We start from the raw sequence: 17718 nt of genomic DNA, 5'->3' as shown, positions 1-17718 counted from the left end.
ACAGCCACAAAATGAAAGAAGGGATTGAATCAGCCGATTCAATCCCTTCTTTCATTTCAACAGGTACACAAAAAAAACCTTACTTACTCTTAACCATCTCTACAGCGGCAGCAAGTTGCGTATCATTTCTACTCGCTAACTCTTCGAAAGTGACATTTACCTCACGGTTCGGAGTAAATCCAAAACCTTCACGACTTACCTTATCTAAGGGAACAAACTGCATAGATGAAGTATAGACAAGATTCATAAAACTAGTACGATATTGCCCTCCATTGTAAACAAAATTCGCAATTAAAGGTCCTTGACCTCCCCATGTACGCTCACCAACCACACCACCTTTTGGAAAAGCTTGAACGGCTGTTGCAGTGATTTCGGACATACTTACCGAATGTTGATCGACAATAACCACAAATGGGATATCCACTTTTTTACTGTCTTTTGTGGGATTAATTTTAGCTGGTATCCATTGCGAATAATCCAATCGGTTGTTATCCATTTTTGATTTGGTGTAGCCAAAATGCAAAGGTTCGGTAATAAACCCTCCTAACAGAAAATCCAAATCGGCCAATGCACCTCCACCATTGCCTCGAAGGTCAATGATAACGCCACGAGGTGGAACATCTGCTTTTACGCGATTAAAGAAATCATCCAAAACAGACTTAAAAGCTTCATTTGTATAGCTTGATTTTAGGTTAAATGAATTGAAACTGAGGTAAGCAATATCTTGCTCAATCGTTCCAGTAACTGCCGTGATAGTGCGAAATCCAGGGTCGAGAATACCTGTTTTTTTGTAACCAGAATCTAAATATAGAGTCGGAATACCGCTATAAAAATATTCTAAAGGAATATGCTGTCTTGCATTTTCGCGTTTAGAGTTCCTTGCAGCTGATGGCTGTATCGCTCCAGAATCTGCCAAAAGTGCCGAATTGAATTGCAACGTATAATGGCCATCAGAAAGACCCTGCGTCATCTCTTTGAAATAGGTATAACTTTTCCGAATATCTGCTGTGTCGTTTAAGTTCATCTCTGCAAATAACGGCTTGTAGTGTCTATACACACGATCCCAATCCGTGGTGTCTTGATCCCAGAATACGTAATTATTATTCATCCCATTCCAAAATGACTCAAACACTTCCTCAAAGTTACCTCCTAAATAATCTTCAGGGCGTTCTAAATCTGGTGCTTCTTTGCGGCAAGCCCCCAATGTAGATGTGATCAAAACAAATAAAGCACCTACGGATAAAAAGTGAAATATATTTTTCTTCATTGTTGTATGTAAAAATTGGTAAATAGTATAGTCGATTGTTCGCAGCTTATTTACTCCATAAAGCGTAAAAAACGCCTGCCTGCAAACCTATAGTATTGTTGTATCGCGGTGTTTGATTAATCATGTAATCTTTCTGCAAATCAGTGGCACTGTAATAGTAACGTGCCTCCGCAAACACCTTGAATCGTTCGTCGATACGGTACTCAGCCCCCACTCCAGAAACTAAACCTAGCTCTACTCTCCGGTCGCGACGGCTATCAAATTCTACTTTCCCGCTATGCGAATAATAATCAACTAGATCATTGTAGTTGTAAATTTGGTCGTTATCGTCCAACTCTTTGTCAGGTGAAAAAGGGTTTGGCACTGTCGATTGGAACCGACTACTTGTCCAATACCCAACGTATCCTCCGAGATTCAGGAATCCACGAATTTTTTCGGTACCGAACGAAAAATGAGCCATCAATGGCGCTTGGATAAAGTTATTGGTGATTTCACTATTTACGCCTTCAAAAAAGCCAGTTCTTTTCAATGCATAATTTTTTTGGATATAAGACAGGTCGAGTTGTATACCAAACCAATCGTTCAAGTGATACTGCACTGGTACCGACACCTGAAAACCAGCGGAAGGTTGGTATTTGGTAAAACTTCGGTAGCCAACGTCCGCAGATAAGGTGTTATGCGTGTAGCCTCCTGAAAGACCAATTTCCAAGCGTTGTTGAGCCTGCGATTCTAACGATCCGACCAAGGATGCACCGCATATTAAAAGCAAAAGTTTTTTGTACATAGTACATTAGATAAATTAAAGAAAAGATTAATAGATAATGTTAGTTGAAAGAAAATTTGGTTAATTGAGCGCTCACAAATTTCACTTCGGGAGCAAATTTAAAATAAAAAAGGAGAAAATAGCAACATTTCCTCCTTAAATTTGGCAGAATCATAAATTCAAAGCATAAATTTTGGTTAATTACTGCTTTTACTACTTTTTTTAACACAATTCGGAACAGTCTTTCCATTCTTTTTCTTCGTCCCATCCTTTTCGTAACCCGACCAGCACGGGTCTTTTTGATCTTTCTTTTTCATAATACTTTTTTCTTATTCAACATAGAAAGCAATAATGTGTTTCTCAATCTCTGGTATTTCTTCCTTAACAAAATGAAATTCCGTGTGTTATCATAAGATGAAAATACTATTATCCGGTGCCAGCGGTTACATTGGTAAGCGATTACTTCCGCCGCTTTTAGAAGCAGGACATCATGTCGTTTGCTTGGTGCGCGATCCAGATCGTTTGCAACTTAGTGTTTCCGACAATGCAAATCTGTCAATCTACGAAGGCGACTTAACTGATGCTTCTACCTTGCAAGACCTACCAACCGACATCGATGTGGCTTATTACCTGGTACATTCGATGGTAACTTCGGGGCAAAGTTTTAGCGAAACCGAACGTTATTCGGCAGAAAACTTTGCAGCCGCTATAGGGCGTACCTCTGCAAAGCAAATCATTTATTTGGGAGGCATTGTGAATAGCAAAGAGCTCAGCAATCACTTGGCGAGTCGCAAAATGGTGGAAGATGTGCTCCGTGGAGGCACGGTTCCGGTGACTGCGCTACGTGCCGGAATCATTATTGGATCCGGCAGTGCTTCATTCGAAATTATTCGTGATCTAGTAGAAAAACTACCTGTTATGGTTGCACCGAAGTGGCTAAAGACTAGGTGCCAACCAATTGCGATTCGCAATGTTATCCAGTTCTTAGTGGGTGTTTTGCAACAAGAAGATTTATATGATCAACATATTGACATTTACGGACCAAATCTCCTGACGTATAAACAGATGCTCGAAGGCTTTGCAAAAGCACGAAATCTTTCCAGAAAAATCATCGTTGTCCCTGTGCTTACGCCGAAGCTATCTTCGTATTGGCTATACCTGATTACGTCAACCTCATACCACTTGGCCAGACATCTAGTAGATAGTATGCGTGTTGATGTTATTCCAAAGGAAAACAATTGGGCAAATCGGCTAGACATTGAACTTATTTCTTATCCAGAAGCCATAAAATTAGCCTTTGGCAAGATGGAACAAAACTTAGTTTTGTCAACATGGAAAGATGCTGGAACGCGGCGAGCGATCAAGCGATTATCGAGCTATTTGGAAGTACCTACCTATGGTGTATTGACCGACAAAAAGGTTTTGTCGCTTCAAAATCCCGATCAAACATTAGGGCGCATTTTTGCTATTGGAGGTAGAAATGGTTGGTATTACGGCACATGGCTTTGGCAATTTCGTGGATTTTTAGATCGATTATTCGGCGGCGTGGGTTTGCGTCGAGGTCGAAGAAATGCTGCGGAAACTTCCGCCGGCGATGTGCTGGATTTTTGGCGCGTGCTATTTTCGAGCAAAGCTGAAAAGCGCTTGTTGTTGTATGCGGAAATGCGTTTGCCGGGCGAAGCTTGGTTGGAATTTAAGATTAATGAGAAGAATGAATTGGAACAAACAGCAACATTTCGTCCGCACGGATTAGCCGGAAGGTTGTACTGGTTTGCAATGCTACCCTTCCATCATTTCATTTTTAACGGTATGATTAAAAACATCGCGAAATGATGGAGCAAAGGCCGCTATATTTCAGAAGAAATCAGGAATTAAATTAGATAATTATGTGGATCATTTGGGCATTGCTTGCCGCCGTTTCTGCCGCGCTGGTGATTGTTTTAACGAAAGCCGGATTAAAGAATGTCGATTCCAGTTTGGCATTTGCGATACAAGCCATTTTAATCCTTATCATTACTTGGTCGGTCGTAACCTACCAAGGCAACGCGTTCGCATGGAAAAATATTGATAAAAATTCGTGGATTTTCCTACTAAGTGCTGGCGTATGTACCGCTCTATCTACACTCTTTTCCTACAAAGCGCTCTCTATAGGAAAAGCATCTTATGTGGTCACCATTGAGCGGACTTCCTTGGTTATTGCTATCACGTTATCGGTTCTTTTTCTTAAAGAAAAAATCACTTGGCAGTTGATCGTTGGCGCGGGCGCGATGGTTGCTGGCGCGGTACTCATTGCGCTATCAGAAAATTCAGAATAATCCTACACCAAAGCTTTTATCGTTTGCGTACCTTGCTGGAACGAAAATGATTCGCCTTGTTGTTTACCCAAAATCAATTTACCAATCGGAGATTGTAGTGAGATGGCAAAAATCGTTTGTCCTTCGCAAACTACTTTTCCCAAGCCAACTCCTAAAAAGTAAACGCCTACTTCCGTAGTTACTAAGCTTCCCAACCGGGCATGCTTTGCTTCCTTGTCTGAATATGCTGGAAGATCAATGATGGATTGTAAAGTTTGTTGATCACGTTTCGCTTCGCTCAACTGCTTCTGCAGGCGATCCAAATCTTGCTGAATCATTTCTCGGGAAGTTTCGTATTTATCGCCCGCACTACTTTTTGTGTCATTCACCAAAGAATCTTGAGCCAAATCCATAGAAAGTTGAATTTGATCCAGCTTTTCCTGAATCAATTTACTGCAATGCGCTATTAGTTTTTCTCGAAAGTTTGCGTCCATAAAAATGATCCGATAAATAATAAAAACAAAGTGGGCAAAGATATTACATCCCGCCCACTCCGAAAGATTTTAGTTCAACTTAAACGTCGATTATTTTTCGCGAATTTGAATCGCATATCCACCAGCTGGTGCACTTTTCAATTTCAGTTTGCTATTTAGCTTCACTTCTACTTCTTTTATCGTGTATGCTTGCGGATTCGTTTTGTAATGCGCGTCCGCTAAGTCCGCATAGATCTTAGCTATGTATTTTTTACCTTTTTCTAAAAAATCTAATTTCAACTCGGACGTATGACCATTTTCTCCGGCAACACTTCCTATAAACCACTCATTCTTACCTTTCGCTTTGCGTGCAACCGTCACGTAAGCTCCAGGTTCCGCTTCCAGATAATGACTTTCGTCCCAATCGATCGCCACGTCTTTGATAAACTGAAACGCGTCCGAGAACTTTTCGTAGTGCTCAGGCAAATCTGCCGCCATCTGCAACGGACTGTACATGGTTACATATAATGCCAATTGATTTGCTAGCGTGCTGTTAACATGTGAAGTATTTTCCGGATTGATTTTAGAAACATCCATTTCGAAAATACCCGGCGTGTAATCCATCGGTCCTCCAACCAAACGCGTAAAAGGAAGAACGGTTACATGATTAGGCTTGTTTCCACCAAAAGCTTGGTATTCCGTACCACGAGCGGATTCATTTCCGATCAAGTTGGGGTAAGTTCGCGTAATTCCTGTCGGACGCACAGATTCGTGAGCATTCAACATAATTTTGTATTCCGCCGCTTTTTCTAAGGCATATTGAAAATGATTCACGATCCATTGACTGTAATGATTTTCGCCGCGCGGAAGAATATCCCCCACGTAACCACTTTTCACCGCGTCGTAACCATGTTCTTTCATGAAACGATACGCAGTATCCAAATGACGCTCATAATTACGAACGGATGAGGATGTTTCGTGATGCATCATCATCTTGACATTTTTTGATTTGGCGTACGCTTGAATACCTTTCACATCGAAATCCGGATATGGCGTCACGAAATCAAATACGTAATCTTTCGAATTGCCAAACCAATCTTCCCATCCTACGTTCCAACCTTCCACCAACACGGCATCAAAACCATGCTTTGCAGCGAAATCGATATAGCGTTTCACATTCGCTGTATTCGCACCGTGTTTTCCGTTTGGTTGCAATTTGGTATAATCCGTTTGACCTAACTGCACACTGCTTACCGCGTCAGTGTATGCCCAAGTGCTTTTTCCGGTAATCATTTCCCACCAAACACCTACATATTTGGTTGGCTTAATCCAGGATGTATCTTCGATTTTCGAAGGATCATTAAGATTCAATGTCATTTTCGAAGCTAAGATTTCACGCGCATCATCGGATACCATAATGGTTCTCCAAGGTGATTTTCCCGGCGACTGCATATGTCCCTTATCTCCTACTGCATCGGGCGTCAACCAAGAATTGAACACAAAATTCTTATCGTCCAAATCCAAATGCATACACGCATAATTGATGAGCGCTGCTTCGTGCAGATTGATATATAAGCCTTCATCCGTTTTCATCATCAACGCTGTTTGTACAGCTGTTGGCGAAAAAGATTTTTGCGAAATATTGGCTGTTACGGCTTTAGTCATAACTTCGCGAATATCCGATAATTTGGATTCGGTATAATCGTACTCTTGCGTATCGTAATCGCCCGGAATCCACCACGCGGTGTGATCGCCGCTCATCGCAAATTGCGTACGCTCTTCCTTGATAACGAAATAAGCTAAATCCCTTTGCGCAGGAAACTCATACCTAAAACCTAAGCCATCATCAAACAAACGAAACCGAATGGTCAACTGACGATTTGTTTGCTCCTGCTGTAGGGTAACCGCCAACTCGTTATAATGATTACGAATTTGATTCACTTCGCCCCAAACCGGCTTCCATGTTTCGTCGAATGTAGATGTTTCTGTATTTGAAATGGTAAAATGATCGAATAAGGAACTACTCGAAGCGCCGTCGTTCGCTGTATAATTCGCGAAATCCTTACCCTTGTTATCTCCTTTCAGCTCCAAACCCAATGCGCTGGATTTGATAACTTGTTGATTTTTGTAATCCAATTTATACGTCGGAATACCACCATCAGCAAGTTTAAAAGTCATTTTTAGCTGTCCATTAGGCGACTGAAGTTCCTGTGCATGCACGCTTGAAAACCAAAAAAGGCAAGCGAAAAGAAATAGGTTTATCCTCATAGATTTAAATTTAGATCACAAAGCTAAACTATTTTTCGGGAACGTTCCCGAAAAGTTGAAAAAGTGATTTTCCGTGATGTTTTGGCTATATTTGGATCGACAAGCGCTCTGCTTCACAATATTTAATACTAACATATTTGTAATCCGATATTTATTTCTACCTTTGCACTTCCGTGTATGCGGATAGGATTTAATTAACAAAACTTATTAAACAAATGCAACAGTACGAATCTGTCATCATTCTTACCCCGTTGCTTTCTGAAGAAGCTGCGAACGAAGCAATTGCTAAGTTCAAAAACATTCTTGTAGAAGGCGGAGCCGAAATTGTCGCTGAAGACAATTGGGGTTTGAAAAAATTAGCGTATCCAATCCAGAAAAAAACTACTGGATTTTATCACTTAACTGAATTCAAGGCTCCGGGTGAATTAATCAAAAAACTAGAGGTTGAATACAAACGTGATGAGCGCGTTATGCGTTTCCTTACTATCTCTTTGGACAAGCATGCAATTGCTTACAGCGAGAAAAAACGTAGCGGTGCATTCAACAAAAAACCTGAAACCAAAACTGAGGAGGTAGCAAACTAATGGCAAACGAGAACATTCAATACGTAACTGCCCCTAAAGTAGAGGACAATCGTAAAAAATACTGTCGTTTCAAAAAGAACGGCATTAAATATATCGATTACAAGGATGCTAACTTCCTTTTGAAGTTTGTGAATGATCAAGGTAAAATTTTACCTCGTCGTTTAACTGGAACATCATTGAAATTTCAACGTAAAGTAGCTCAAGCCGTAAAACGTGCGCGTATTGTTGGCCTATTGCCTTACGTAACTGATTCATTAAAATAAGGAGGACTACGATCATGGAAGTTATATTAAAACAAGACGTTAAACACCTTGGAGAGAAAGACGATGTCGTAGTAGTAAAGCCAGGTTATGGCCGTAACTATTTGATTCCTCAAGGATTCGCTACATTGGCTACAGTATCGGCTAAAAAAGTATTGGCTGAGAACATCAAACAAGCGCAATTTAAACAAGAGAAAATCCAAAAAGACGCTGCTGAATTGGCAACTAAATTGGAAGCTGTTAAATTGACTATCGGAGCTAAAGCTGGCGAAAGCGGTAAAATCTTCGGTAAAGTAAATGCTTTGCAAATTGCTGAAGCATTGAAAGCTCAGGGTTATGATGTAGATCGTCGCCGTATTACATTCGAAGAAGAGCCTAAATCTTTAGGTGAATATGTGGCTAACTTGAACCTTCACAAAGAGGTTAAAGTACAAGTTCCTTTCGAAGTAGTAGCTGAATAAGCTTTATACCACGTATAAATATTAAAAGGGAATATCGCAAGATATTCCCTTTTTTCGTTACATTTATCTTAAATATAGGATATTCGTTATGAACGCAAAAAACATTATCTCCGCCGTCATTCTTGCCACCGTGATTATTGTTTTGTTTTTCAACAGAGAAGAAGCGACATTTTGGTTATTCGGGGAAATCCGCACGTCGAAATTAATCATCTTAGGTGTTTTCTTTTTGCTCGGAGTAATAGCAGGCGGATTCTTGTTCAGACGCCGTAAAAGGAAAGAGTACAACGTTAGTAACCCAAACGTTGTGAGTGGATATAATGCAGAAGATGCATCCATCGAATCCCAATCGAACCTATCCGACGCCGATCGCGATTATCTGCGCAGAGATTAAAAGATCTTACACCCTATTTATCTATAGAAATTCTTTTTAGTATTTGGACTAATTCGCGGACGCGATCTTTCGAAGTAAAGGTTTGTGGTTCGTCCATCCCATTAATATCTAAATTTTTAAATATCGCGGAAGATTTTTGTACGGTTTTGGCGGAAGTATGAATACTTTTAGCTTTCGTAACATGAATGAGTTCTTCGATGTTACTCTCATCGACGCCTGATCCAGGCATAATTTCTATCCGATCACCAGCTTGACGAATTAATTCCTGAATGAGCATTCTCCCCTCCCACGCAGTTTGCTTCTGCCCTGACGTTAGAATTCGTACACAGCCCAACTCAATGATCGTTTCCAATGCTTCTAATGGATTTCTGCATAAATCAAATGCCCGATGAAAAACGACCTGCATGGAACCAGCAGCTTTAATCAATCGTTGCATGTGCAATTTATGCACATCACCATGTTCATTCAAAGCGCCAATTACAACACCATCGCATCCCGAATCCGCACAATATTGAATATCATGGATCATCTCCTCCACTTCTAAATCAGAATAGATAAAATTACCTGATCGCGGTCGAATCAATACGAAAATGCCAATATCCAATTGCTCTCGAACAATTTTTATTTGCGCGTGCGTTGGTGTTAATCCACCACTTTCTAGGTTTTGACAGAATTCTATTCGACTAGCTCCGCCCGCCTGCGCAGCAATCGCTGACGTTGGCGAGCTGCTGCAAATTTCCAAGATATAATTTCCTGCTTTTTTTTCTGATTCCATGCGAAGCAAAGATAAGGAAAACAAAAAGGTTCACGACGTGTTAGCAGATCAGCAATTTAATTTACGTTAAAAGCATTTGCGTACTGAAACAAAAATCATTTTCACTATTTTTAACAATCTAGTAACCAGCAGTTCAACTACATTTACATAAAATATGAAATTATGGGTAATGAATTTAATTGGTCAGCTATGGATTTCGTTGTCGCTGGCTGTATCCTAATCCTTTTGACGGTGGGTTTAGTATTTATCGCCAAGAAGATCAATCGTAAATATCGATTAGTAGCTTCGGCAGGTTTCGTGTTATCTATTGCAATAATCTGGGTAGAAATGGCCGTTGGAATATTCGGATCGCCACTTGCTGGAAGTTAGATTTTAATTGCTTTCTATAAATCCTAATAATACGTATACACCTTAACAGATTCTTTTCTCGAAACCAAGCACAAGCCAAAACGAGCAAGATCATTTTGTATATCGTCCGAAGAGTTGTCCCGAATAAGGAAACTAAAATACGCATTGCCCAACCCTTCCTTAATATAAGAAGATTTTCATCTACAACAAGATCATCTCGTTGAACTCAGTCAGATTCTGCCAAATCCAGCAAAGCCAATATTGTTTTCCAATTTCGGGTAGTAGCAACGACAGATAACTGTCGTTCTATGAAATTGTTCGTCAACTTCGTTTTTCCGTATCCATGAGGACAATACAGATAAATGCCATTTTCTGTGTATTGGATTTTTTCGCTATCGGCACGTTTAGCTTCTATTTTTTGCTCAGCGGAAAATTTTCCAAGCTTTTTTTGAAACAACGTAACATGAAAATGGGAAAGATCGTCATCACGATTTTCTACAAAAGGATTTCCTTCGACAACGGTTTTAAATTGAGGAAGAGAAAGAATCAACACCTCGATTTGAAGATCAAATGACTTTTTGATTTCAGCAGAAATACGAAACGCCACATCATCCGCTCGTTCGTCATCGTTGGAAAAAATCAAGTTTCCGCTTTGAAGATAGGTTTTGATACCATGCAACCCGATGGATGATAAAACATTTCTAAGCTCCTGCATTTTGATCCTATTTTTTCCGCTTACGTTCACGCCACGCAAAAGCCCGATGTAGGTCATCATCGCTCTTCCCAAGCTTGTAGCATATCTTGAAGTATGCGATATTGATGAAGGAAAGCACCATCTAGCTCCGGATGTGCTTCTCCAAATGCAAGGAAAAACGCTTTTGATTGCTCATCGCCGGACAATGTAGCGACAAACAAGCGATCTAGCAAACACATCTCCTGCTCGTTCAATTCCTTAGAAGAGCTTTCATAATCAGATAGGATTTGTTTAATCTGCGAATCAGAAAATAACATCAGATTTTGGTTGATATGCTTGGAGCGTTGGAGAACGTCATTTTCGTTATAATATAACTTCTCAATCGTCCAGACAACTTCCTGATCTATAAAGTTATTGCTCAAAGGTAATTGGTACAACTCTTTTAACGTAAGTGTGTCGTGTGAGAAAGTAATTTCACAGGTCGTCATGGCATCCCAAAATCCGATTATTTCATCATTGCCACATTCTGCCAAAACGAATTCAGATAGCGTGGAATCGGCAATATCCTCAATCAAATATCCACAAGCAACGATCGATTTTCCATTGGAGAAATCATATTGATATATGGACCCCGTCGATGTAAATTGATTTTCAGGGCATGAACAATCTCGTATTGAAGGCTGTAAAAAGCCAAGAAACGATGTAAATAGTCCAAGTAACATAGTCCAAAGCGTTTCCATAAAATAGTGATTACATGGCGTTAATCGATTTATTACCTAAAGATAATGAAGTTTTTTTATCGACAGACATTATAGTAGTTTATATGCTGTACACTATTAGTCAACGTTTAGCGTTTTTAAGGTAAACCTTTTCCAGAATGAAAAAGCAAAAATTAAATCCAGTATTGCATGCTCTGAGCTATCTATTGATAATAATGCTTTCTAATGGGTGCAGTAAAGAAGAAACAGACAAAATCGCAGTTGGTGCTATCATCAAAGAATATGCATCACAACAGGAACTTGTCGGCGCGGCTTCCGGTTTCGTAGATGGTTTTTCCGTTGGAGGCTTAAATGACCCAATTTTTTACTTCAATGACAATTACCCTGCGGACATCGAAGGTATGTATTACAATATTCCTTTTACTCGCAATGTGGCCGGATTTGAATACAGCCGACAAATTATGGGGCGTACCGCCGTAAGCTATGCAACTTTTGAAGATCATATTACTAACGGTGCGAACAAGGGTTATGTCGCGTTCGATGATGAGCGGTTAAATGAATCCCGTTATCGCAACGTAAGTGTAGCAAGGGCACCACATAACGACGAAAAAACACAGACATATATTGCTCATATCGATTTGAAAGAATCTCATAATAGCATACAGATTTTATTATTGCATTCTATTAGAATGGGATTTAATGGAAACGAAGATGAAGCTTTACCTGCTATAGATGAAGCGACTGCGGTTACCTACTTTTTGAGGCAACTACAAGATTTATAAATAGAAAATCCCGCACCATTCGTGCGGGATTCATTAGATGCTATCTTGTTTAACGTTAAAAATTTCGATCTGGAGTTTGCTTTCCGCTATCGGATCCAAATGTATCTTCATTGCTGGAATCCTCAGATGCTGGCGGAATTTCGGAAATCGGCTCATCCGCTGACGCTACATGTGTATTTGTGGCAGCCACAGTATGCCCGTCGGCCACGCGATCTGCCTGCTGATTCTCGACATGATGATCTGGCACTTCACCTTCATCTTGCGTATCTTCATTTTTGCCACCGCCGACCAATCCATAAACAATAAATCCGAGTAGAATTGCACCTACCACTTTCCCACCGTAGCGCGTGTAAAACGGTAGCCCAAGCAAATCATCTTTGTCTAAATTATTGGTTCGCACAATTTCATCCAACTGCTCATTTGTAAGATCGTAATAGATATCTTTTTCAGCGTCTGATAATATTAACCGCGGCTCTTTTGTTACCCAAAGTGGGAGAACCCAAGCAATATTGAATTCTTCATGGATCGTTGCCAAATCAAGCAATTTACCTCCATCAGAAACCCGAAAATCGTCGGTATCGGGTAGGTCGTGAACAATATTTATTTTTTCAACTTTTCCGACAGGAACTTTAAGGCGTGCTTCCGCAAATTGAGCACCTAATATAAGGGCACAAAATAATAAAATTGGTTTCATAGTAGATATTTATTTCATTAGTCGCTATGTACCAATCAATTACCAAGCCAAGTTTTTCTTTAGTTGTGAAGAGTTTTGGACAGAAACCTGGAATTTTGGTTGAATCCAATTTGGATGAGATCGCCCGTTTTCGTCAAGAAGCAAATGCTTCGTCAGCCAGCAATTTATTTGCTACCGCGCCCGCCATTCCTCCGCTATGAACGGCGAAAGCAACAGATCGCCCTTTTCCGGTGTTATCACCACAAGCCAAAACACCCGGAACCGTCGTGCTGAAAAAATCGTCTATTTTAACATATCCACTTTCATTTAATTCGCAGCCCAGCTTTTCTGGAATATCTGAATGTTGCTTAAATGGTAGCGGCGCATAAATAGCACGTACCTCCTGCGACGAACTATCTTTAAAAACCACTCGTTTTACATAGCCATTTTCGTGAACGATTTCAGTGATTTCAGCTTCCACGATGTAAACTTTATTTTTAGTCAGCAACTGTTTTTGTTCTTCGCTAAGGGTTGCCGGCCCGTTAGTCAATACGGTGAAATCTTTGGAAAGGTTAGCAATTAACGGACTCATATGAACGATCGTTTCATCGCTAGCCAAAATTGCAGTTTTTTCATCCCGGAATTCATAGCCATGGCAATAAGGACAGTGAATAACGGAAATACCCCAACATTCGGAGAATCCTTTTATATTTTGCATTTGATCTGCAACTCCCGTCGCAAAAATTAGCTTTTTCGCAGAAAACGTTTCTTTATCGGCTGTTATCACTTCAAAACTTTCTTCCATTTTCACCGCGTCAACCGCAAGCGCATTTTTGAATTGCACCGTGTCATATCGCAGTACCTGTTCCTTAGCTTTAGCAGCAATCTCACCAGGACTTACACCATCCTGCGTAATGAAGTTGTGGGAATGCGGCGTTTGTCGATTACACGGCAAACCGCTATCCAAAATCAATACGTTTCTTCTTGATCTTCCGAGCGACATGGCGGCCGAAAGACCAGCATAGCTTCCGCCAATGATTATAACATCGTATTTTTTTATCGTTCTCATTGTTATAGATTTTTTGTTAAACGATGAAACTGACTTCCAATCGCTACAAAAGGCCGTTTAAAAAGTTCTCCGAGACATGCTACCAAAACCGCAGTTAAAAAACAAACGCTTTTGCGAAACAGTAATTCGAACCCGAATCTTCAAAAAACTATATAAATCCTTATTTCTTTGGAACGAGCGCTTCCAATTCAATCTCGATCATCATGCCAGGCATACCCAATTCCTTAATACCAATCCAACTTCCAGTCGGAAAATGGTTCGGATAAATTTCATGACGATAAGCTGCATTTTTCTGAAGTTCTTCCATACTAGTGGTGTAAATATTTTCCAGAATAACGTCATCGAATGTCAACCCGTAATGCTTCAAGACTTTCTCTAAACTGGCGTAACAATTTTTCATCTGCTGCGCATAGTCTCCTGCAGCAAGCGGTTTGCCTTCATCGTCGATACTGATTACGCCGCCAACTTTTACCAAGTTCCCCACCTTAACTGCTTGCGTATAACCATACATTTTTTCCAATTTCGGCCTTAGTAAAAAATATTCCGCGGAATCGGCTTTAGTAGTTACCGCTGTATGGTTGCCAGTATCGTCCGTTTTTTGATCGCAGCTTGCTAGAAATGATGGTATACATGCTATCATAACAAATATCAAAGCTTTTGCGAATAAATTTTCCTTTTTCATAAAGTCCATTTTAGACAAAAATAGTTGGTTGGATCCTTTATTGCAAATAGTTTGCAATAAAAAAAATACTATTTTTCCGCTACCTTTGTTATGTAGAATCGAATATGAAGCGCAGAAATACACCAACTAAGGAAGCCATCTTACAGCTTTTAGTGAAATCCGGAAAAGCAATGAGCCGGGACGCCATCGAGGAAAAGATTGATGTTGCTATGGATAGAGCGACAATCTATCGTGTTTTAAATCGGTTTTGCGATGATGGTATAATACATCGAATCGTGGCGGAGGATGGCAAACAGTACTTCGCTGTATGTATGCGTTGCGATGAGCATAGCTTCACAAATAACCATTTTCACTTCCGATGTACACAATGTGAAACCATTGAATGCTTGCCACAGGAAGTACACTTTAGCTTACCAAATGGTTATCAGGTAGAAAATGTGAATTGTGTGCTTGTAGGAATTTGTAAAGATTGCGCCGCGAAACAAGCGGAGGAAAAGAAATAGCAGGTTTAGCGATTGCTAAAACAAAAAATCCCGCTTTTGCTAGAGCGGGATTTTCTTGTTTTGGAAACCGAATGCTTTGGAAACACACGAAGTACGTTCTTACCGGCGCAGCGGTTTTTCACGATTGATTTCAACCATATCGACCTCATCCATCTTAGAATCTCCAATCAGATGCTGTGAAAAATAATCAGCCATTTTCCAGAAGAAATATTCAGTCATATCGCCAAATCCATGTCGTTGTCCAGGCAACAAAAGGAAGTCAAAACGCTTGTTTGCCTTAATTAGCGCCTCCGCCATACGGATTGAGTTGGCAGGATGCACATTGTTATCGATATCGCCAGTCGCAATCAACAATTTACCTTTTAGGTTTTTCGCTAATGCAGAATTTCGGTCAATATCATACGTAAATGTCGTATCGCCTTTCGCGCTTACTTTCTCGCCTACGCCGTGGTGACGCTCGCTCCACCAACGATTATAAATATTATTTTCATGATTTCCAGCGCCAGAAACGGCCACCTTAAAGAAATCAGGATATACCAACATTGCCGCGGTCGACATAAATCCACCACCGGAATGTCCCGTAATTCCGACACGATTCACATCGATAAATGAATAGCGATCTGCCAATTGCTCCGCAGCTACTTTCTTATCTTCCAATCCGTAATCACGCAAATTTCCGTATCCGTAAGTGTGATACCATTGCGAACGCGCAGGATGACCACCACGGTTTCCGATTGTAATAACGATAAAACCCATTTGCGCCAAACGATCGATACGATCCATGCTTCGCCCAAACGCTTTATTAACCGCTTCCGTTTGTGGGCCTGGATAAACATATTCTACCAACGGATAAGTTCTCGTTGAATCGAAATCAAACGGCTTGTACATAACGCCGTATAAATCCGTGATTCCATCACCCGCTTTCACCGTGAATGGTTCTGGAAATTTGTATCCAGCATCAAACAAACGCGACAAATCCGCTTTCTCCAACTTCATAAGAAGTTTACCGCTTGCCGAATACAAATTCGACTCCGGAGCTGTGTTTACGCGCGAAGAATTGTTGACGAATACATTGCCGCTTTCACTTGCAGAAACTTGATGATCAAAATCGCCCGAATTCAACAATTTAGCTGATCCACCATTCAAGCTTAAGCTGTAATAATGCAAATAATATGGATCTTCTCCTTCTTCTTTCCCGTTCGCCGTGAAGTAAATCGTGTTATTAGACGATTGAAACGCTTGTACTCCATCCACGTTGTACGCTCCGGAAGTTAATTGGCGCACCAAATTTCCTTGAATATCATACAAATACAAATGTCCCCAACCATCGCGTTGCGACCAGTGTACAAATTGCTTTCCGTCGTTTACTAAATACGGCTTTTGAATATCTTGATATACATTCGAACGCTCCTGCACCAAAGTGCGCACGCTACCATCTACGCCGACCGCTAAAACGTCAATGCGTTTTAGATCGCGGCTAGATCGCGAAACGTAAAATTCTTGATCATTACCATGCCAATAACCAATATAACGTTTGCCGATCATGCTACTTTTATTGTAGTCTTTACGCCAAACTCCGATTGTTTGGTTTTTGTAGGCTGCAACCTGAACACGTTTCGGCGACAAAGTTTGTGCGTTAAAAATGTACAGATCCGTTTCTGTTGAATCTACCTCACCCGGCATTTGGTATTTGTAAGTTTCCAACGTAGGGCGTTTTCCACCAACATTATTGATTACCCAAAGCGGACTCAAATGACGACTATCTTTACGCGTAAGCACAAAATATTGGCCATTCGGCGACCAACTTAAATAAACACCTTTTCGCTTTTCTTCTTCCTTTTCGCCGCCGGTGGTAATGCTGTATTCGTCACCGCCCCAAGCATAATTGGAAACGCCATCGGTTGTGAATTGATGTTCTACGATCGTGCTATCTTTGTCATCTTTAACCGCCTTGTCATAATCTGCTTTACTCATCCAATACAGGTTATAACTTTTCGCGAAATAAACACGCGTAGTATCTGGATTGAAGCTTGCCCAAGGAAGGTTTCTTTTCTCTTTGGTTTGATCGCCGATTTCGGTCAAGGTTTTGGAAGCTAAATCGTATTCCAAATGGTAAAGCTTCTTCTTAATCGTATCCGATTTGTTTTTCAGCTTCGCAATTTCTTCCTTGCTTTTAATCGTATCCTTGGTGCTTTGAACTTCGAAGCGGATGCGTTTTTCATCATCCGTAAAACGCAAATCTTTTAGATCCAAATGCTGACCATCGAAAGGATTCTGCACGATTCGCGTAATTTTTGCTGCCATCTCATTGTGGTCGAACAACTGCGTTTTGCTTTTTGATGCCGGATCCACCAAATACCAGTTTTTTCCAGACGGTGTACTGTATTCGTACCAAAATCGATCTGTATGATTGATCCAATTCGGAGAAACATGTGTGGAATGAATTAAGCTTTTAAGTTTCTCTGGCGAGAATTTAGCGGCTAAAGCGTAGTTTGCCTTCTCTGTCGGTTTTTCCTTCTCTTGTGCGTTGGAAAACATCGCCAAACAGACAAATGATGCGAGAAAAAGTTGTCTCATTGGGTAACTTGCTGTTAGTTATAAATTGATGAGGCCGAAATTAGAAGATTTTTGGCAGTTTTTTATATTTCAGACTGTAATATTTTAGTGTTGTTCAGAAATACTAGTAGAAGCTTTGAGCGAAAATTTCTTTTG

General features: G+C 40.5%; 20 protein-coding genes. 9 read left to right on the top strand and 11 right to left on the bottom strand.

The window, feature by feature from the left end; all coding sequences use genetic code 11:
* Positions 1-79 precede the first annotated feature (79 nt).
* Together ACFSQ3_RS07800 and ACFSQ3_RS07795 are read right to left on the bottom strand one after the other, a co-directional pair.
* Complete coding sequence (locus tag ACFSQ3_RS07800; RefSeq protein ID WP_380868979.1) at positions 80-1267, bottom strand: S41 family peptidase; 1188 nt, start codon at positions 1265-1267, stop codon at positions 80-82.
* Between the two features lie 46 nt (positions 1268-1313).
* Entirely contained in the window at positions 1314-2051 is a 738-nt protein-coding gene (locus ACFSQ3_RS07795) for a porin family protein (protein WP_380868978.1), read from the bottom strand.
* A 393-nt stretch (positions 2052-2444) separates the two neighbouring features.
* On the opposite strand from ACFSQ3_RS07795, the gene ACFSQ3_RS07790 reads away from it, so the two are divergent.
* Together ACFSQ3_RS07790 and ACFSQ3_RS07785 are read left to right on the top strand one after the other, a co-directional pair.
* The gene (locus ACFSQ3_RS07790; protein WP_380868977.1) at positions 2445-3863 is read left to right on the top strand and encodes an SDR family oxidoreductase; all 1419 of its coding nucleotides are present in this window, start codon (positions 2445-2447) and stop codon (positions 3861-3863) included.
* A gap of 53 nt (positions 3864-3916) precedes the next feature.
* Positions 3917-4345, top strand: coding sequence for an EamA family transporter (locus ACFSQ3_RS07785; protein ID WP_380868976.1), 429 nt, complete (start codon positions 3917-3919; stop codon positions 4343-4345).
* Between the two features lie 2 nt (positions 4346-4347).
* Here ACFSQ3_RS07785 and ACFSQ3_RS07780 read toward each other — a convergent pair whose 3' ends face one another.
* Entirely contained in the window at positions 4348-4818 is a 471-nt protein-coding gene (locus ACFSQ3_RS07780; RefSeq protein ID WP_380868975.1) for a hypothetical protein, read from the bottom strand.
* Positions 4819-4908: 90 nt separating this feature from the next.
* Positions 4909-7065: a glycoside hydrolase family 97 protein gene (locus ACFSQ3_RS07775; protein WP_380868974.1), complete on the bottom strand. Its 2157-nt coding sequence runs from the start codon at positions 7063-7065 to the stop codon at positions 4909-4911.
* A 215-nt stretch (positions 7066-7280) separates the two neighbouring features.
* Here ACFSQ3_RS07775 and rpsF point away from each other — a divergent pair, with 215 nt between their 5' ends.
* From rpsF to ACFSQ3_RS07755, 4 genes are all read left to right on the top strand, one after another.
* Positions 7281-7649, top strand: coding sequence for a 30S ribosomal protein S6 (gene rpsF / locus ACFSQ3_RS07770; protein WP_380868973.1), 369 nt, complete (start codon positions 7281-7283; stop codon positions 7647-7649).
* Positions 7649-7912 (top strand): 30S ribosomal protein S18, encoded by a 264-nt coding sequence (gene rpsR, locus ACFSQ3_RS07765; RefSeq protein ID WP_380868972.1) that lies wholly within the window; start codon positions 7649-7651, stop codon positions 7910-7912. Before rpsF ends, rpsR begins: the two co-directional genes overlap by 1 nt.
* Before the next feature lie 14 nt (positions 7913-7926).
* Complete coding sequence (gene rplI, locus ACFSQ3_RS07760) at positions 7927-8370, top strand: 50S ribosomal protein L9 (protein WP_380868971.1); 444 nt, start codon at positions 7927-7929, stop codon at positions 8368-8370.
* Between the two features lie 88 nt (positions 8371-8458).
* Positions 8459-8761 carry an LPXTG cell wall anchor domain-containing protein gene (locus tag ACFSQ3_RS07755; protein ID WP_380868970.1) on the top strand — a complete coding sequence of 101 codons (303 nt, stop codon included), beginning with the start codon at positions 8459-8461 and terminating at the stop codon, positions 8759-8761.
* Positions 8762-8774: 13 nt separating this feature from the next.
* Here the strand turns inward: ACFSQ3_RS07755 and ACFSQ3_RS07750 are convergent, their stop codons facing one another.
* A complete protein-coding gene (locus tag ACFSQ3_RS07750) occupies positions 8775-9536 on the bottom strand; it encodes a copper homeostasis protein CutC (RefSeq protein WP_380868969.1) in 762 nt (253 codons plus the stop codon).
* A gap of 162 nt (positions 9537-9698) precedes the next feature.
* Between ACFSQ3_RS07750 and ACFSQ3_RS07745 the strand changes: the two genes are divergently transcribed.
* Positions 9699-9905 carry a hypothetical protein gene (locus ACFSQ3_RS07745; RefSeq protein ID WP_380868968.1) on the top strand — a complete coding sequence of 69 codons (207 nt, stop codon included), beginning with the start codon at positions 9699-9701 and terminating at the stop codon, positions 9903-9905.
* Positions 9906-10110: 205 nt separating this feature from the next.
* On the opposite strand, the gene ACFSQ3_RS07740 is transcribed toward ACFSQ3_RS07745, so the two are convergent.
* Together ACFSQ3_RS07740 and ACFSQ3_RS07735 are read right to left on the bottom strand one after the other, a co-directional pair.
* A complete protein-coding gene (locus tag ACFSQ3_RS07740; protein ID WP_380868967.1) occupies positions 10111-10659 on the bottom strand; it encodes a DUF1697 domain-containing protein in 549 nt (182 codons plus the stop codon).
* The gene (locus tag ACFSQ3_RS07735) at positions 10656-11300 is read right to left on the bottom strand and encodes a hypothetical protein (protein ID WP_380868966.1); all 645 of its coding nucleotides are present in this window, start codon (positions 11298-11300) and stop codon (positions 10656-10658) included. Before ACFSQ3_RS07735 ends, ACFSQ3_RS07740 begins: the two co-directional genes overlap by 4 nt.
* Before the next feature lie 155 nt (positions 11301-11455).
* On the opposite strand from ACFSQ3_RS07735, the gene ACFSQ3_RS07730 reads away from it, so the two are divergent.
* Positions 11456-12079, top strand: a complete 624-nt coding sequence (locus tag ACFSQ3_RS07730; RefSeq protein ID WP_380868965.1) for a hypothetical protein — start codon at positions 11456-11458, stop codon at positions 12077-12079.
* A gap of 55 nt (positions 12080-12134) precedes the next feature.
* Here ACFSQ3_RS07730 and ACFSQ3_RS07725 read toward each other — a convergent pair whose 3' ends face one another.
* From ACFSQ3_RS07725 to ACFSQ3_RS07715, 3 genes are all read right to left on the bottom strand, one after another.
* Entirely contained in the window at positions 12135-12773 is a 639-nt protein-coding gene (locus tag ACFSQ3_RS07725; protein WP_380868964.1) for a hypothetical protein, read from the bottom strand.
* Positions 12774-12906: 133 nt separating this feature from the next.
* The gene (locus tag ACFSQ3_RS07720) at positions 12907-13821 is read right to left on the bottom strand and encodes an NAD(P)/FAD-dependent oxidoreductase (RefSeq protein WP_380868963.1); all 915 of its coding nucleotides are present in this window, start codon (positions 13819-13821) and stop codon (positions 12907-12909) included.
* A 160-nt stretch (positions 13822-13981) separates the two neighbouring features.
* Positions 13982-14461: a RidA family protein gene (locus tag ACFSQ3_RS07715; RefSeq protein WP_380868962.1), complete on the bottom strand. Its 480-nt coding sequence runs from the start codon at positions 14459-14461 to the stop codon at positions 13982-13984.
* Positions 14462-14607: 146 nt separating this feature from the next.
* On the opposite strand from ACFSQ3_RS07715, the gene ACFSQ3_RS07710 reads away from it, so the two are divergent.
* Positions 14608-15006, top strand: a complete 399-nt coding sequence (locus ACFSQ3_RS07710; RefSeq protein ID WP_380868961.1) for a Fur family transcriptional regulator — start codon at positions 14608-14610, stop codon at positions 15004-15006.
* Positions 15007-15105: 99 nt separating this feature from the next.
* Here the strand turns inward: ACFSQ3_RS07710 and ACFSQ3_RS07705 are convergent, their stop codons facing one another.
* The gene (locus ACFSQ3_RS07705) at positions 15106-17583 is read right to left on the bottom strand and encodes a S9 family peptidase (protein ID WP_380868960.1); all 2478 of its coding nucleotides are present in this window, start codon (positions 17581-17583) and stop codon (positions 15106-15108) included.
* Positions 17584-17718: the final 135 nt, after the last annotated feature.

The sequence above is a fragment of the Sphingobacterium corticis genome, assembly GCF_042684745.1.
In the GTDB taxonomy this organism is placed as follows: domain Bacteria; phylum Bacteroidota; class Bacteroidia; order Sphingobacteriales; family Sphingobacteriaceae; genus Sphingobacterium; species Sphingobacterium corticis.
Note: the sequence above shows the minus strand (reverse complement) of the source record. Positions and strands in the feature narration are given on the sequence as shown.

Bases quoted from the DNA above. Each gene is read 5' to 3' on its own strand.
- ACFSQ3_RS07745 (WP_380868968.1), top strand. From the start codon at position 9,699: ATGGGTAATGAATTTAATTGGTCAGCTATGGATTTCGTTGTCGCTGGC.
- ACFSQ3_RS07715 (WP_380868962.1), bottom strand. From the start codon at position 14,461: ATGATAGCATGTATACCATCATTTCTAGCAAGCTGCGATCAAAAAACG.
- ACFSQ3_RS07785 (WP_380868976.1), top strand. From the start codon at position 3,917: ATGTGGATCATTTGGGCATTGCTTGCCGCCGTTTCTGCCGCGCTGGTG.
- ACFSQ3_RS07775 (WP_380868974.1), bottom strand. From the start codon at position 7,065: ATGAGGATAAACCTATTTCTTTTCGCTTGCCTTTTTTGGTTTTCAAGC.
- ACFSQ3_RS07755 (WP_380868970.1), top strand. From the start codon at position 8,459: ATGAACGCAAAAAACATTATCTCCGCCGTCATTCTTGCCACCGTGATT.
- ACFSQ3_RS07710 (WP_380868961.1), top strand. From the start codon at position 14,608: ATGAAGCGCAGAAATACACCAACTAAGGAAGCCATCTTACAGCTTTTA.
- ACFSQ3_RS07730 (WP_380868965.1), top strand. From the start codon at position 11,456: ATGAAAAAGCAAAAATTAAATCCAGTATTGCATGCTCTGAGCTATCTA.
- ACFSQ3_RS07735 (WP_380868966.1), bottom strand. From the start codon at position 11,300: ATGTTACTTGGACTATTTACATCGTTTCTTGGCTTTTTACAGCCTTCA.
- ACFSQ3_RS07720 (WP_380868963.1), bottom strand. From the start codon at position 13,821: ATGAGAACGATAAAAAAATACGATGTTATAATCATTGGCGGAAGCTAT.
- rpsR (WP_380868972.1), top strand. From the start codon at position 7,649: ATGGCAAACGAGAACATTCAATACGTAACTGCCCCTAAAGTAGAGGAC.
- rpsF (WP_380868973.1), top strand. From the start codon at position 7,281: ATGCAACAGTACGAATCTGTCATCATTCTTACCCCGTTGCTTTCTGAA.
- rplI (WP_380868971.1), top strand. From the start codon at position 7,927: ATGGAAGTTATATTAAAACAAGACGTTAAACACCTTGGAGAGAAAGAC.
- ACFSQ3_RS07780 (WP_380868975.1), bottom strand. From the start codon at position 4,818: ATGGACGCAAACTTTCGAGAAAAACTAATAGCGCATTGCAGTAAATTG.
- ACFSQ3_RS07725 (WP_380868964.1), bottom strand. From the start codon at position 12,773: ATGAAACCAATTTTATTATTTTGTGCCCTTATATTAGGTGCTCAATTT.
- ACFSQ3_RS07795 (WP_380868978.1), bottom strand. From the start codon at position 2,051: ATGTACAAAAAACTTTTGCTTTTAATATGCGGTGCATCCTTGGTCGGA.
- ACFSQ3_RS07705 (WP_380868960.1), bottom strand. From the start codon at position 17,583: ATGAGACAACTTTTTCTCGCATCATTTGTCTGTTTGGCGATGTTTTCC.
- ACFSQ3_RS07740 (WP_380868967.1), bottom strand. From the start codon at position 10,659: ATGATGACCTACATCGGGCTTTTGCGTGGCGTGAACGTAAGCGGAAAA.
- ACFSQ3_RS07750 (WP_380868969.1), bottom strand. From the start codon at position 9,536: ATGGAATCAGAAAAAAAAGCAGGAAATTATATCTTGGAAATTTGCAGC.
- ACFSQ3_RS07790 (WP_380868977.1), top strand. From the start codon at position 2,445: ATGAAAATACTATTATCCGGTGCCAGCGGTTACATTGGTAAGCGATTA.
- ACFSQ3_RS07800 (WP_380868979.1), bottom strand. From the start codon at position 1,267: ATGAAGAAAAATATATTTCACTTTTTATCCGTAGGTGCTTTATTTGTT.